At 75.6% G+C, this 13,665-nt stretch carries 12 protein-coding genes; 3 read left to right on the top strand and 9 right to left on the bottom strand.

The window, feature by feature from the left end:
• Positions 1–5: 5 nt before the first annotated feature.
• The 4 genes from ACI79L_RS11295 to eno are packed head-to-tail and all read right to left on the bottom strand — an operon-like array spanning position 6 to position 3,352.
• Positions 6–956, bottom strand: coding sequence for a Ppx/GppA phosphatase family protein (locus ACI79L_RS11295; protein WP_456936880.1), 951 nt, complete (start codon positions 954–956; stop codon positions 6–8).
• Positions 953–1,483 carry a DUF501 domain-containing protein gene (locus ACI79L_RS11290; RefSeq protein WP_456936879.1) on the bottom strand — a complete coding sequence of 177 codons (531 nt, stop codon included), beginning with the start codon at positions 1,481–1,483 and terminating at the stop codon, positions 953–955. The genes ACI79L_RS11295 and ACI79L_RS11290 overlap by 4 nt, the downstream gene beginning before the upstream one ends.
• A 44-nt stretch (positions 1,484–1,527) precedes the next feature.
• Entirely contained in the window at positions 1,528–2,067 is a 540-nt protein-coding gene (locus ACI79L_RS11285) for an FtsB family cell division protein (protein ID WP_456936878.1), read from the bottom strand.
• Positions 2,068–2,071: 4 nt separating this feature from the next.
• Positions 2,072–3,352 (bottom strand): phosphopyruvate hydratase, encoded by a 1,281-nt coding sequence (gene eno, locus ACI79L_RS11280; protein ID WP_456936877.1) that lies wholly within the window; start codon positions 3,350–3,352, stop codon positions 2,072–2,074.
• 157 nt (positions 3,353–3,509) lie between these two features.
• Between eno and ACI79L_RS11275 the strand changes: the two genes are divergently transcribed.
• Positions 3,510–4,190 carry a hypothetical protein gene (locus ACI79L_RS11275; protein WP_456936876.1) on the top strand — a complete coding sequence of 227 codons (681 nt, stop codon included), beginning with the start codon at positions 3,510–3,512 and terminating at the stop codon, positions 4,188–4,190.
• Here ACI79L_RS11275 and ACI79L_RS11270 read toward each other — a convergent pair.
• Genes ACI79L_RS11270 through mfd form a run of 3 tightly spaced genes read right to left on the bottom strand, consistent with a single transcriptional unit; the run spans position 4,187 to position 9,688 of the window.
• On the bottom strand, positions 4,187–5,110 hold the full coding sequence (locus ACI79L_RS11270; protein ID WP_456936875.1) for a MazG family protein: 924 nt from the start codon (positions 5,108–5,110) through the stop codon (positions 4,187–4,189). The two genes, ACI79L_RS11275 and ACI79L_RS11270, sit on opposite strands and share 4 nt — an antisense overlap.
• Before the next feature lie 4 nt (positions 5,111–5,114).
• The gene (locus ACI79L_RS11265) at positions 5,115–6,110 is read right to left on the bottom strand and encodes a peptidylprolyl isomerase (protein WP_456936874.1); all 996 of its coding nucleotides are present in this window, start codon (positions 6,108–6,110) and stop codon (positions 5,115–5,117) included.
• A gap of 47 nt (positions 6,111–6,157) precedes the next feature.
• The gene (gene mfd / locus ACI79L_RS11260) at positions 6,158–9,688 is read right to left on the bottom strand and encodes a transcription-repair coupling factor (protein WP_456936873.1); all 3,531 of its coding nucleotides are present in this window, start codon (positions 9,686–9,688) and stop codon (positions 6,158–6,160) included.
• Between the two features lie 137 nt (positions 9,689–9,825).
• On the opposite strand from mfd, the gene ACI79L_RS11255 reads away from it, so the two are divergent.
• Both ACI79L_RS11255 and ACI79L_RS11250 read left to right on the top strand, forming a co-directional pair.
• On the top strand, positions 9,826–10,506 hold the full coding sequence (locus ACI79L_RS11255) for a hypothetical protein (RefSeq protein WP_456936872.1): 681 nt from the start codon (positions 9,826–9,828) through the stop codon (positions 10,504–10,506).
• Positions 10,507–10,578: 72 nt separating this feature from the next.
• A complete protein-coding gene (locus ACI79L_RS11250; protein ID WP_456936871.1) occupies positions 10,579–11,604 on the top strand; it encodes an NAD-dependent epimerase/dehydratase family protein in 1,026 nt (341 codons plus the stop codon).
• A gap of 25 nt (positions 11,605–11,629) precedes the next feature.
• Here ACI79L_RS11250 and ACI79L_RS11245 read toward each other — a convergent pair whose 3' ends face one another.
• Positions 11,630–13,072: a polysaccharide biosynthesis tyrosine autokinase gene (locus ACI79L_RS11245; protein ID WP_456936870.1), complete on the bottom strand. Its 1,443-nt coding sequence runs from the start codon at positions 13,070–13,072 to the stop codon at positions 11,630–11,632.
• A gap of 37 nt (positions 13,073–13,109) precedes the next feature.
• The gene (locus tag ACI79L_RS11240; RefSeq protein WP_456936869.1) at positions 13,110–13,664 is read right to left on the bottom strand and encodes a hypothetical protein; all 555 of its coding nucleotides are present in this window, start codon (positions 13,662–13,664) and stop codon (positions 13,110–13,112) included.
• Position 13,665: the final 1 nt, after the last annotated feature.

Here is a 13,665-nt window from a genome sequence, read left to right as displayed (position 1 = left end):
CCGGGCTAGCCGCGCGCCAGCCGGAGCGCGATGCCGTCGAGGATGTCGTGCTCGCTGACGACGACCTCGTCGAGCGCGAACGCGTCCATGACCACCCGCAGCACCAGCGCGCCGGCGCCGATGACGTCGACCCGCCCCGGGTGCATGACCGGGTAGGCGGCCCGGCGCTCGCGGGTGGCGGTCAGCAGCCCGGCGGTGACCGAGCGGACCGCCGAGACCGGGATCCGCGAGCCGTGGATGGCCTCGGCGTCGTAGGCGGGCAGCCGCAGCGCGAGCGCGGCCACGGTGGTCACCGAGCCGGCCAGGCCGACCAGCGTGACCGCCTCCTCGACCGGCACCGCCGCGGCCACCTCGGCCAGCGCCGCGCGGATGTCGGCCTCGCTGGCGCCGATCTCGTCCGCCGTCGGCGGGTCGCCGTGCAGGTGCCGCTCGGTGAGCCGCACGCAGCCGACGTCGACGGAGCGGGCGGCGCGCACCCCGGCGGCGTCGCCGAGGACGAACTCCGTCGACCCGCCGCCGATGTCGACCACCAGGTGGGGCGGGCGCGGCGGCGGACCGCCGTGCGCGGCGGCCGCGGCGGCGAGGGAGGCGGTGGCCCCGAGGAAGGACAGCCGCGCCTCCTCGTCGCCCGGGACGACGTCCGGCGCCCGGCCGAGGGTGGTCCGCACCATCGCCTCGAAGTCCTCGCGGTTGGCGGCGTCGCGGGTGGCGCTGGTGGCCACCATCCGCACCGCGGTGGCACCGAGGTCGCGGGCCTGGGCGGCGTACTCGGCGAGCACCACGCGGGTGCGCTCGATCGCCTCGGGCGCGAGCCGGCCGGTGGCGTCGACGCCCTGGCCCAGCCGCACGACCTCCATGCGGCGCAGCAGGTCGGTGTGCGCGCCCTCGGGCGGCACGTCGGCGACGAGCAGGCGGATGGAGTTGGTGCCGCAGTCGATCGCGGCCACCCGGGTCACGGCCGCTCCTCCGGCTGCGCGCAGGGACCGGCGGCCCACCACTCCCCCATCCCGGCCACCGCGCGGTCGCCGATCGGGTTGACGCCGGGCCCCGCGGCCAGCGCGTGGCCGGCCAGGGCGTGCAGGCACTTGACCCGGTCGGGCATGCCGCCGGCGGTGTTGCGGGTGGGCAGCTCGCCGAGGGCGTCGCGCTCGGCCAGGTAGGCCTCGTGCGCCGCCCGGTAGGCCGCGGCGAGGTCGGCGTCGGTGCCGAGGTCCTCCTGCCACTCGCGCATGCGCCCGGTGGACTCCAGCCGGCTGGCGGCCGCCGACGCCCGCGGGCAGGTCAGGTAGTACAGCGTCGGGAACGGCGTGCCGTCCTCCAGCCGCGGCGAGGTCTGGACGACGTCGGGCTGTCCGCACGGGCAGCGGTGCGCGACCGCCCGCACCGCGCGCGGCGGCCGGCCCAGCTGCCGGGCGACGACCTCGCGCTCCTCCGGCGTGATCGGCTCGTGCACCCGGTGTCCCGGGGTGGTCGGGGTGGTCACCAGGGAAGTCTGCGGCAGCCGGTCGGCGGGCCCGACGGCACCCCTCAGCCGTCGGCGTCGGCCACCGAGCCGAGCAGCTCCTCGTACCAGGGCCGCGGCGCGGCGTCGACGGCGTCGGGCAGCGTGCCGGCGTCGCCCTCGGCCGCCTCGCCGTCCACCACGACGACCAGCCGGTCGCCGGGCAGCACGTAGGCCAGCCGCTCGCGGGCCTCGCGGGCGGTCCAGGCCGGGTCGGCCTGGCGCTCCAGCTCGGCCTCCAGGTCGGCGATGCGCTCGTCGTAGGCGGTGCTCTCCGCGGTCAGCCGGGCGATCTCCGCGCGGCCGTCCAGCCACTGCCGCACCGGCCCGGCCAGCGTCAGCGACAGCAGCAGGAGCAGCCCGACGAACACGACGGTCCGGCCGGTGAACAGCGGCCGGCGCGCCGCCGCGGGACGCGCGGGCGTCCGCGGCGGCGTGCGCCGGCCGGGGCGGCGGGCCTCGGGACGGCTGCCGGCGCCCGACCGCGTCCCGGCCGGGACCGGCCGGGACGCGGCGTGCGACAGCGGGCGGCCGGTCGAGCGCCGCCGCCCCGAACCGGCGCTCACCGGGTCAGGAGGTCCGCAGGCGCGGGAAGGCCGCCGCGCCGGCGTACCGCGCGGCGTCGTCGAGCTCCTCCTCGATGCGCAGCAGCTGGTTGTACTTGGCCACCCGCTCGCTGCGCGCTGGGGCGCCGGTCTTGATCTGCCCGCAGTCGGTGGCGACGGCGAGGTCGGCGATCGTGGTGTCCTCGGTCTCGCCCGAGCGGTGGCTCATCATGCAGCGGTAGCCGCTGCGGTGCGCCAGGTTCACGGCGTCGAGGGTCTCGGTGAGCGTGCCGATCTGGTTGACCTTCACCAGCAGCGCGTTCGCGGCCTTCCGCCCGATCCCGTCGGCGAGGCGGGCGGGGTTGGTGACGAACAGGTCGTCGCCGACCAGCTGCACGCGCTCGCCGAGCGCGGCGGTCAGCGCGATCCAGCCGTCCCAGTCCTCCTCCGACAGCGGGTCCTCGATCGAGACGATCGGGTAGGCGTCGACCAGCTCGCGGTAGTAGTCGGTGAGGAACTCCGCCGAGCGGGTCTGGCCCTCGAACTCGTAGCCGCCGTCGCTGTGGAACTCGGTGGCGGCGACGTCGAGCGCGAGCCCGATGTCCGTGCCGAGCGCGTAGCCGGCCTTCTCCACCGCCTCGGCGATGAGGTCGAGCGCGGCGCGGTTGTTCGGCAGGTCGGGGGCGAAGCCGCCCTCGTCGCCGAGGCCGGTGGACAGGCCGCGGCCCTTCAGCACCGACTTCAGCGCGTGGTAGGTCTCCGTGCCGACGGCGAGGGCCTCGGCGAAGGTCGCCGCGCCGATCGGGGCGATCATGAACTCCTGCACGTCGACGTTGCTGTCGGCGTGGGCGCCGCCGTTGAGGATGTTCATCATCGGCACCGGCAGCAGGTGCGACGACGGGCCGCCCACGTAGCGGAACAGCGGCAGGCCGGTGGACTCGGCGGCGGCGCGGGCGACGGCGAGGCTGACGCCGAGGATCGCGTTGGCGCCCAGCCGCGACTTGTCCGGCGTGCCGTCGAGGTCGAGCAGGCGCTGGTCGACCAGCCGCTGCTCGGTGGCCTCGTAGCCGACCAGCTCGGGGCCGATGACGTCGAGGACGCCGTCGACGGCCTGGGTGACGCCCTTGCCGCCGTAGCGGTCGCCGCCGTCGCGCAGCTCCACCGCCTCGAAGGCGCCGGTGGAGGCGCCGCTCGGGACCGCGGCCCGCGCGATCGTCCCGTCGTCGAGGGCGACCTCGACCTCCACGGTGGGGTTACCGCGCGAGTCCAGGATCTCCCGCGCGCCTACGGCATCGATGCTCGGCACGGGGAGCAGCCTAGCGAGGCGAGCGGGGCGCACCCGGGACGCGTGGTCCCGGGACTCCCGTAACGGAGCGGTCACGGTGCGGCCTCGGCGGAACCGATCCGGCGATAACCTCGACCTGGCGGGCGTCTTCCCCACGTCTGCGCCGTCGGAGGACCCGATGACCGAGCGCCAGCAGCAGCGACCCCCCGTGTACGGCGCCGGAGCCGCGCCCCCGCCACCTCCCGTGGACGCGGACGACGGGACGGGTCCGTCCATCCTCGGGTTCGCCGCGGATCCCGCCGCGGACGACGACGTCGAGGACGTGGAGCCCGCCCCGGGCGGCACGGAGGTGGCCGGGGTGGCGGCCGGCTCGGGAGGGCTGTTCTACGTGCGGCGCCCCGATGTCGTCGGCGGGGTGCTCCTGCTGCTGGCCGGCGTGGCCGACGCGGCGAGCCTGTGGCTGCCGTGGGAACCGGACGGGCAGACCACCGGGCTGGACCTGGTGGTGCGTTCGGTCGACGCGGCCCGCGAGGGGGTCGCCGAGCTCGGGCGCACCGGGCTGTGGCAGCCGGCGGCGGTGGCGGCCGGCGGTGCCCTGCTCGTCGTCCTCGGGCTCCTGCTGCTCCGTCCCGCGCGCGGCCACCGGGTGTCCGGCGTGCTGGCGCTGGCGGTCGCGCTGGCCGTGGCCGCCGCGGTCGCCGCCCGGCTGGTGGACGCCGGCTGGGACGTCCACCGGCTCGGGCCGGGCGTCTGGTGCGCCGCCGCCGTCGCCGGGCTCGGCGTGCTCGGCTCGCTGAAGGCCATGCTCACCGCGCCGCGGGTCACCACCGCACCGGTCGGGCAGCTCCTCGTCGGCTAGGGCGCCGCCGACGACGCCGCCTCGGCGGCCGCGTCGAGCTCGCCCGCGTAGCGGCGGACCGCCTCGCGCAGCGCGTCCTCGGCGTCCCAGCCGCGCTGCGCGGCCGCGGCGACGACGGCCAGCAGCCGCTCCCCCAGTTCCTCCGGCGACGTCGAGCCCAGCTCGGCCGGCTCCGGCGTCGGGAGCCCGGCCCGGGCGGCCCGCCGCACCAGCGCCGTCCCCCACGCGGTGGCCGGCTGCGAGCGCGAGACGCCCTCGGTGGGCGAGCGCCGCTGCTTCTCCGCCTTCTTGATCTCCTCCCAGCCCGCCTCGACGCCGGCTATGTCCGGGCGTGGCCCCGCGTTGCCGGCGTCGCCGAACACGTGCGGGTGCCGGCGGACCAGCTTCTCGACCAGGTCGCGGGCCACGTCGTCGACGTCGAACCGCCGGTCCGGGCCGGCCTCGGCGGCGACGCGGGCGTGGAAGACGACCTGCAGCAGCACGTCGCCGAGCTCCTCGCGCATCGCGACCGGGTCGTCGTCGACGATGGCGTCGTAGGCCTCGTGCGCCTCCTCGAGCAGGTAGCCGCGCAGCGAGGAGTGCGTCTGCTCGGCGTCCCAGGGGCAGCCGCCGGGCGAGCGCAGCCGGTCCATCACCGCGACGACGTCGAGCAGCCGGGCGCCGGGCGGCTCGGGGGCGCCGTCGACGACCGGCCGGCCGGCCACCTCCTCCCCCGGGGCCGCGAGGCAGGCGACGTCCGCGTCCAGCGCGGCGACGTCGGCGGCGTCGGCGACCTGCCACCCGGCGGCGCGCAGCGCGTCCGCGGTGGCGGCGGCGCCGGGCAGCGCGGCGATGCGGCGCCCGGCCAGCGCGGCCCAGCCGGCCGGGCCGAGCAGGCCGGGCAGCCGCGGGCTGACCGTGACGACGACGGCGGGAGGCACCGGATCAGCCCTCGCCGGTGGTGGGGGCGGCGGCGCCGGCGTCGTCGAGCAGGTCGACGACGCCGCCCTCGGCCTCCTGCACCACGTCCTGGTCGCCGAACTCGCCGTAGCGCGGGTTGACGGTGACGCCGACGTCGTCGCGGACCTCGTCCACCACCGCCGCCCCGGCCGCCTCGGCGCCCTGGGCGGCCTCGTCCTCCAGCTGCGGGCGGACCTCCTCGAACGACGGCGTCGTCCGCTGCCCGACGAAGGCGACCACCACGCCCGGCACGTCGCCGACGGTGACGCTGAAGCCGGTGTTCGGCGCGGCGGCGGCCACGCCCTCGGCCAGCGGCGCGGGGACGTCGGCGGTGCCGGTCGGCTGCAGCGCGGGCAGGGTGATCTCGCCCGGGTACCGCGCCGCGACCGCCGGGTACGAGGCAGGCGCGGCGGCCAGCTCGGCGACCACGGCATCGGCGGTGGCCTGGTCGGGGACGACGAAGTAGCCGAGCTCCACCTGCTCCAGGCCGGCGCGGACCTCCTCGTACCGGGCGCGCAGCGCGGCCTCGTCGGTCCCGGGGTCCTCCCCGGCGGCGACGCCGAGCTCCCGGCGCAGCAGCTGCTGGCGGGCGCTCTCCCGGATGTCCTCGCGGGAGTAGCCCTGCGAGGCGGCCTGCGCGTACAGCTCCTCCTCGTCGCGGCCGGCCAGCGCCGTCTCGATGAACTCGCCGACCTCGGCGTCGGTGACCTCGACGTCGCTGCGCCGGGCCGCCTCGGCGTAGAGCTCCTGGCGCACGAGCAGGGTGAGCACCTGGCGCGTGTAGTCCGTGCCGCCGCCCCCGACGGCCTCGGCGATCGCGGGGTCGGCCAGCCGCTCGTCGACGGCGGACTGCAGCTCGGCCACGGTCACCTGCTCGTCCCCGACGTAGGCGGCGACGGTCGGCGAGGTCCGGCAGCCGGTCACCGTGACGGCGGCGGCCACGAGCCCGAGGGCGACGGCGGCGGGACGGCGGGTGCGCACCCGGGCAGGCTCCCACACCGGTTGTGACGACCGTCGCAGGCGGCGCCTCAGGCGGCGACCGGCTGCTCGATCACCGCCTTCAGCAGCGAGTGCAGGTGCTCGAGCAGGGCGACGTCGCGCAGCGGGGCGCGCCGGTCGGGGCCGACCGGGACCTTGAGCGACACCGTCTGGACGGCGGACTTGTACGTCGCGCCGTCGGCCAGCCGGGCCAGCCGCATCTGCTGCGACTCCCGCAGCGGCACCGGCGAGACCCGGATCGCGCGGCCCTGCAGCGACACCTCGGTGATGCCCAGCTCCCGCATCGCCGCGCGGAAGCGGGCGACCGCGAGCAGGTTGAGCACCGGCGCCGGCGGGGCGCCGTACCGGTCGGTGAGCTCGTCGAGCACGGCCTGCGCCTGGTCGTCGTCCTGCACCGAGGCGACCTTGCGGTAGGCCTCCATCCGCAGCCGCTCGCCGGGCACGTAGTCGTGCGGCAGGTGCGCGTCGACCGGCAGGTCCACCCGGACCTCGAGCGGCTCGGCCGGTGCCTCCCCGCCGCCGACCTGCGCCTTGTAGTCGGCCACCGCCTCGCCGACCAGCCGCACGTAGAGGTCGAAGCCCACCCCGGCGATGTGCCCGGACTGCTCGCCGCCGAGCAGGTTGCCCGCGCCGCGGATCTCGAGGTCCTTCATCGCCACGGCCATGCCGGCGCCGAGGTCGGTGTTGTGCGCGATCGTCGTCAGCCGGTCGACCGAGGTCTCGGTCAGCGGCCGCGAGGGGTCGTAGGTGAAGTAGGCGTAGGCGCGCTCGCGACCCCGGCCGACGCGGCCGCGGATCTGGTGCAGCTGGGAGAGGCCGAAGGTGTCGGCGCGGTCGACGATCAGGGTGTTGGCGTTGGGGATGTCCAGGCCGGACTCGACGATCGTCGTCGCGATCAGGACGTCGTACTCCTTCTCCCAGAAGCCGACCATGATCCGCTCGAGCTCGTGCTCCTTCATCTGGCCGTGGCCGACGGCCACGCGGGCCTCGGGCACCAGCCGGCGGATCTTCGCCGCGGCCTTGTCGATCGACTGCACCCGGTTGTGGATGACGAAGACCTGGCCGTCGCGCAGCAGCTCGCGGCGGATCGCGGCGGCCATCTGCTTGTCGTCCCACGCGCCCACGTAGGTCAGCACCGGGTGCCGCTCCTCCGGGGGCGTGAGGATCGTCGACATCTCGCGGATGCCGGTCAGGCTCATCTCCAGCGTGCGCGGGATGGGGGTGGCCGACATCGACAGGACGTCGACCGCCGTCCGCATCGTCTTCAGGTACTCCTTGTGCTCGACGCCGAAGCGCTGCTCCTCGTCGACGATGACCAGCCCGAGGTCCTTGAACCGGGTGGTCGGCTGCAGCAGCCGGTGGGTGCCGACCAGCACGTCGACCTCGCCGGCCGCGAGCTGGCGCAGCGTCTCGGCGCTCTCGGCGTCGGACTGGAAGCGGGACAGCACCTTCACCGTGACCGGGAACTGGGCCATGCGCTCGGAGAAGGTCTTGAAGTGCTGGTTGGCCAGCAGCGTCGTCGGCACCAGGACGGCGACCTGCTTGCCGTCCTGCACCGCCTTGAACGCGGCGCGGACGGCGATCTCGGTCTTCCCGTAGCCGACGTCGCCGCAGATGATCCGGTCCATCGGGACCGGGTTCTGCATGTCCGCCTTGACCTCGTCGATCGCGGCGAGCTGGTCGGGGGTCTCCTGGAACGGGAAGGCGTCCTCGAGCTCGCGCTGCCAGACGGTGTCGGGGCCGAAGGTGTGCCCCGTGGTCGCCATGCGCGCCGAGTACAGGCGGATGAGCTCCGCGGCGATCTGCTTGACCGCCCGCCGCGCCTGGCCCTTGGTCTTCTGCCAGTCGGCGCCGCCGAGCTTGGACAGCGCCGGCTGCTCGCCGCCGACGTAGCGGGTGAGCTGGTCGAGGGAGTCGGTGGGCACGAACAGCCGGTCCGGCGGCTGGTTCCGCTTGCTCGGCGCGTACTCGACGATCAGGTAGTCGCGCTGGCCGCCGTGCACGGTGCGGCTGACCATCTCGACGTAGCGGCCGATGCCGTGCTGCTCGTGGACGACGAGGTCGCCGGGCTGCAGCTGCACCAGGTCGACGGCGTTGCGGCGGCGCGCGGGCATCTTCACCGCGTCGCGCATGGTGGTGCCGCGCTGGCCGGTGAGGTCGTGCTCGGTGACCAGCGCCAGCCCCACGCCGGGCAGCGCGAAGCCGGACTCCAGGTTGCCCTGGGTGATCGAGGTCAGGCTCTCCTCGGGCGCGGACTCGATGCCGGGCACCAGCCGGACGCCGAGGTCGGCGGCCCCCAGCTGCTCGGCCGCGCGCTGGGCCGGGCCGGGGCCGGCGAAGGTGAGGACGACCCGCCACCCGTCCCGGGTCCAGCCGCGCAGCGTCTCGACGGCGCGGTCGAGGTCGCCGGAGAAGCGCTCGACGGTGCCCGCCTGCAGGGTCACCGAGGACTCGTCGTCGACGTCGAGGGTGAACGCGCCGGTGGTCCACCACGGCAGGCCGCGGCCGCGGGCGGCGGCCTCGACGTCGGCCAGCTCGCGGAACGACGAGGCGCCCAGGTCCAGCGGCGCCTCGCCGGCCTCGGCGGCGGTGGCCCAGGACGCGGCGAGGAACTCCTCGGCGGTGCGCACCAGGTCGGCGGCCCGGCTGCGGACCCGCTCGGGGTCGGCGACGAGCACGTGGGTGCCGGCGGGCAGCAGGTCGGTGAGCAGCTGGAGCTGCCCCTCGACCAGCGCGGGGGTCAGCGACTCCATGCCCTCGACGGCGATGCCCTCGGCGAGCTTGCCGAGAAGCTCGGCCAGGCCCGGGTGCTCCGCGGCGAGCCCGGCGGCGCGGGCGCGGACGGCGTCGGTGAGCAGCAGCTCGCGGCACGGCGGGGCCCACAGCCGCTCGGGCCGCTCGTCGAGGGAGCGCTGGTCGGCGGCGGAGAAGTAGCGCAGCTCGTCGACCTCGTCGCCCCAGAACTCGACGCGGACCGGGTGCGGCTCGGTGGGAGGGAAGACGTCGAGCAGGCCGCCGCGGACGGCGAACTCGCCGCGCTTCTCGACCAGCTCCACGCGGGTGTAGGCGGCATCGGACAGCGCGCGGGCGACGTCGTCGAGCTCGGCGGTGTCCCCGGCCTTCAGCTCGACCGGCACGAGGTCGCCGAGGCCGGGGGCCAGCGGCTGCAGCACGCTGCGCACCGGGGCGACCAGCACGTCGATCCGGGCCTCGCCGGGGTGGGCCAGCTCGCGCAGCACGGCGAGGCGGCGGCCGACGGTGTCCGCGCGCGGGGAGAGCCGCTCGTGCGGGAGCGTCTCCCAGGAGGGGAAGGTCTCGACGCGGCGGTCGGGCAGGAAGCAGCGCAGCACGTCCGCGGCGGCGTCGGCGTCCCGCTCGCCGGCGGTGACCAGCAGCACCGGGACCCCGGCGCCCGGCTCGCGCGCGGCCAGGGCGGCGGCGACGAGCGGCTGCACCGGCGGCGGCGCGGTCACGGCGAGCTCGGCGGACCCGGCCGCGGCCACCACGCGCGCGACGCCGGGATCGGTGAGGACGACGTCGAGCACGCCGCGCAGACTCACGGGGGTCTTCCTCCTGGGATGGACGGCCCGCTCCGTGCCGCCGGGTGCGGCGCAGGCCCGGCATCCCAGGCTAGACCGCGGCGGGGACACCCGCCGCGGACGTCCGGGCCGTCGCCCGGGGCGAGCATGATGGGTCGATGGCGGAGACGGCGCCGCGTCGTGCGGGCGGCCCACACCCGGCGGCGTGGTGGTCGTGGGGGCTGGGCCTGGTCGCCCTCGGGCTGTTCACCGTCGCCCTGGTGGCGCGGCTCGGCTGCGTCCGGTACGCGTGCGTCGGGTCGTCCGCGGAGCAGGTGCTGAACCTGGACGCGATCGGTGGGCTGCCCCGCCTGTTCACCACCGGGCTCTTCGTGGCCGTCTGCGTCCTCGCCGGGCGGGAGGGGCGCCGGAGCGAGGGACGCACCGCGACGTGGTGGTGGCTGGTCGTCCTCGCCGCCGGCGCGCTCGCCCTGCTCAAGGCGGTGAGCGGGCACTCGATCGCCAAGGCCACCTCGCCGGCACTGACGCTGTCGGTCAGCACCCTGCTCGCCGCGGTGGCGGTGGCGGTGCTCTGGACCACGGGCCACCGCTGGAGGGTCGCTGCCGGCCGGCCCGTGGCGGTCGCCGTCGGCCTCTACGCGGTGGCGGCGCTGGGGCTGGAGCTGGTCACCGCGGCGGGGGCCGCGCTCGCGAGCGCCCACGGCGGCGTGGAGGTGGCCGTGGGGACGTACGTGGAGGAGCTCGGGGAGGCCCTCACCGCGACCGTCCTGCTCACCACGGTGCACCGCTGGACGACCCGGCGCCGGCGCGCGGCAGGAGCGACGACGCCGCGGCGCTGACCGGTCCGTGACCGGCTCTGGGCGGCTAGCTTGCTGAGCCGGAGACGTCACGGCGGGCGAGACGAGGCTGGCGTGCGAGTAGCGGTCACCGGCACGGAGGGTTACCTGGGCTGTCTGACGGCGCAGGAGCTGCTGAGAGCGGGACACGACGTCGTCGGGGTGGACACCGGCTACTACAAGCACGGCTGGCTCTACCCCGGCCTCGAGGTCACCCCGCAGACGCTCTGCCTGGACGTCCGCCGGGTCACACCCGCGCACCTGGAGGGCGTGACCGCCGTCGTGCACATGGCGGAGCTGAGCAACGACCCCCTGGGGGACCTCATCGGTGAGGTCACCTACGACATCAACCACCGCGGATCGGTGCACCTCGCCGAGACGGCGCGGGCCGCCGGGGTCGAGCGGTTCGTCTACACGTCCTCCTGCAGCGTCTACGGCATCGCCGACGGGACGGTGGACGAGGACAGCCCGGTCTCCCCGCTGACGGCCTACGCCCGGTGCAAGGCGTTCGTGGAGCGGGACGTCGGGGCGATGGCCGGTGACGACTTCTCCCCCACGTTCCTCCGGAACGCCACCGCCTTCGGCGCCAGCCCGCGGATGCGCTTCGACATCGTGCTCAACAACCTCGCCGGCCTGGCCTGGACGACCCGGGCGATCGCCATGACCAGCGACGGCACCCCCTGGCGCCCGCTGGTGCACGCGCTGGACATCGCGAAGGCCATCCGGATGACGCTGGAGAGCCCGCGGGAGCGGGTGCACGGCCAGGTGTTCAACGTCGGCAGCGAGTCCAACAACTACCGGGTCCGGGACATCGCCGAGATCGTCGCCGCCGAGTTCCCCGGCTGCGCCCTGACCTTCGGCGACCCCGGCGCCGACAACCGCAGCTACCGCGTGGCGTTCGACCGGATCCGCGAGGTCCTCCCCGGGTACGACACCGACTGGGACGCCAAGGCCGGCGCGGCCCAGCTGCACCGGGTCTTCGAGGCCGTCGCCCTGGACACCGGCACCTTCACCGGGCGGGGACACACCCGCCTCAAGCAGATCGAGCACCTGCTGCGCACCCGCCAGGTCGATGCGGAGCTCTACTGGCAGGTCCCCTGACCCGTACCGAGCTCCCCGTCCGGGGTCAGCTCCCGCCGTGACGCCCGCGTGGGCTCCGGCGGCGCCCGGCCGGCCGCACCGGGACGGCGTGCCGCTCGTCCGCCCCGTAGTCGGCGCGGTAGGCGAGGCCGGAGGCGGCAGCGATCTCCGCCTTGGGCGGTACGACGTTGAGGACCACTCCCAGCGTCCGGGCGCCGACCCGGTCGAGGGCGATCCCGGCCTGGCGCAGCTCCTCCCTGCTCGTGACGCCGTACCGGACCGCGAGGAGGGCCCCGTCGGAGATGGCGGCCAGCCCCGAGGCGTCGGCGAACGGGAGCAGCGGCGGGGCGTCGAGCAGCACCACGTCGTTCTTCTCCCGCAGCGCCGCGAGGAGCATGAGCATCTGGCCGGAGGCCAGCAGCTCGCTGGGGTTGGGCGGGGTCGGCCCCGCCGCCAGCACCTCGAGGCGGCCGTCGCCGTAGCTCTGGAGCACCTCGGGGATCTCGGCCTCACCGGCCAGCACGTTGATCAGCCCGGTCCCGCCGACCATGCCCAGGTACCGGGTGACCCGGGGTCTCCGGAGGTCGGCCTCCACCACGGTCACCCGCTGGCCGGCCTCCGCGAGCGCGAGGGCCAGGTTGATCGTCAGCGTCGTCTTCCCCTCGGACGGGACGGCGCTGGACACCACGATGATCTTGGGCGGGTTGTCGACGTCGAGGTAGTTCAGGTTCGTGCGCAGCTGCCGGAAGGACTCCGCGACGCTGCCGGCCCCGCCGCCGGAGTCGGCACGGGCGAAGAGGTGGTTCTGGCTGAGCTCGCCGTCGCGCAGGACGACGCCGATGACGGGGGCGCCGACGAGGTCGGCCGCCTCGTCGGCATCCCGCACCGAGCGGTCCGACCGGACCCGGGCGACCGCCGCCGCCGATCCGGCGACGAGGCCGAGCACCATGCCGAGTGCGACGTTCACGGTGGTGCGGGGCGAGCTCGCGATGGCCGGCACCTGTGGCGCTTCGACGACGGTCACCCGGACCGGCGATGCCGTCGACCCCTCGGGGGTCTCCAGCTCGTTGACCATCTCGCCCAGCTCCACGCCGACCGCGACGGCGATGTCCCGGGCGCGCTGGGGATCCGGGTCGGTGACGGTCACGTCGAGGAGGACGGTGTCCACCACCGCCGTGGCGGAGATCTCGCGGGCGATCGCCCCCGGTGACGCGTCCAGGTCCAGGGAGTCGACGACCCGGGCGGCGATCTCCTGGCCGCCGAGCAACTGCGCGTAGGACGCGACGCGGTCACGCGAGAACTGGTTGCCCTGGAAGGCGTCGCTCAGGGTGGCCGAGTCGCTCGTGGCGACGAAGAGCTGGGTGTGGGCCGTGTAGAGGGGCGTCTGCAGCAGGCTGATCACCGTCGCGGCCACCCCGCCCAGGACCATCCCCAGGGCAGGCAACCACCACGCGGTGCGCAGCGCCGCGACGATCTCCCTGATCTCCATCCGGCCTCAGTCCCCGTCTCGATCCAGATGTGTCACGTCATCGAAAGCGCGGTCCCAGGACGGACCCGCCCGGATGACCGAAGACCACCCCTGCAGGGACCTCGCCGGCGACGACCGTCCCGGGGGTCACGACGGCGGACACGCCGATCCGGCTGCCCCCGGTGACGATGCACCGCGCGGTCACCCACGCGCCGTCCTCCACGACCACCGGCCGGGTGAGGAGCGCCATGTCGCGCCGGTGCGCGTGCGAGCCCGTGGTGATGAAGGTGCCCTGGGAGATGACGGCGTCCGCGCCGATGCTGAGCCGGTCCTGGTTGTGCAACCAGACGTCCTCGCCGATCCAGGAGCGCGGGCCGATCTCGAGCTTCCAGGGGAAGCGGACGCGCAGCCGGGGGCGCAGCAGGACGCCCTCACCGATCCGCGCACCGAAGAGCCGCAGCGCCGCACGCCGGAGGCGGGAGCTCACCTGCCAGGGGTTGCTGACCAGGAGCAACTCGACGAGGCCCCACGTGTAGACCTTCCAGCGCGGTGCGTCCCAGGACTCCCGAGCGCCCGGCGCGGCCGCGAGGTCGACGACTCTGGGCTGGGACACC

This window comes from Geodermatophilus sp. SYSU D00684, from assembly GCF_054050455.1.
Note: the sequence above shows the minus strand (reverse complement) of the source record. Positions and strands in the feature narration are given on the sequence as shown.

Excerpts from the sequence above, each read along its gene's own strand:
- ACI79L_RS11275 (WP_456936876.1), top strand. The coding sequence starts at position 3,510 with ATGACCGAGCGCCAGCAGCAGCGACCCCCCGTGTACGGCGCCGGAGCC.
- ACI79L_RS11255 (WP_456936872.1), top strand. The coding sequence starts at position 9,826 with ATGGCGGAGACGGCGCCGCGTCGTGCGGGCGGCCCACACCCGGCGGCG.
- ACI79L_RS11245 (WP_456936870.1), bottom strand. The coding sequence starts at position 13,072 with ATGGAGATCAGGGAGATCGTCGCGGCGCTGCGCACCGCGTGGTGGTTG.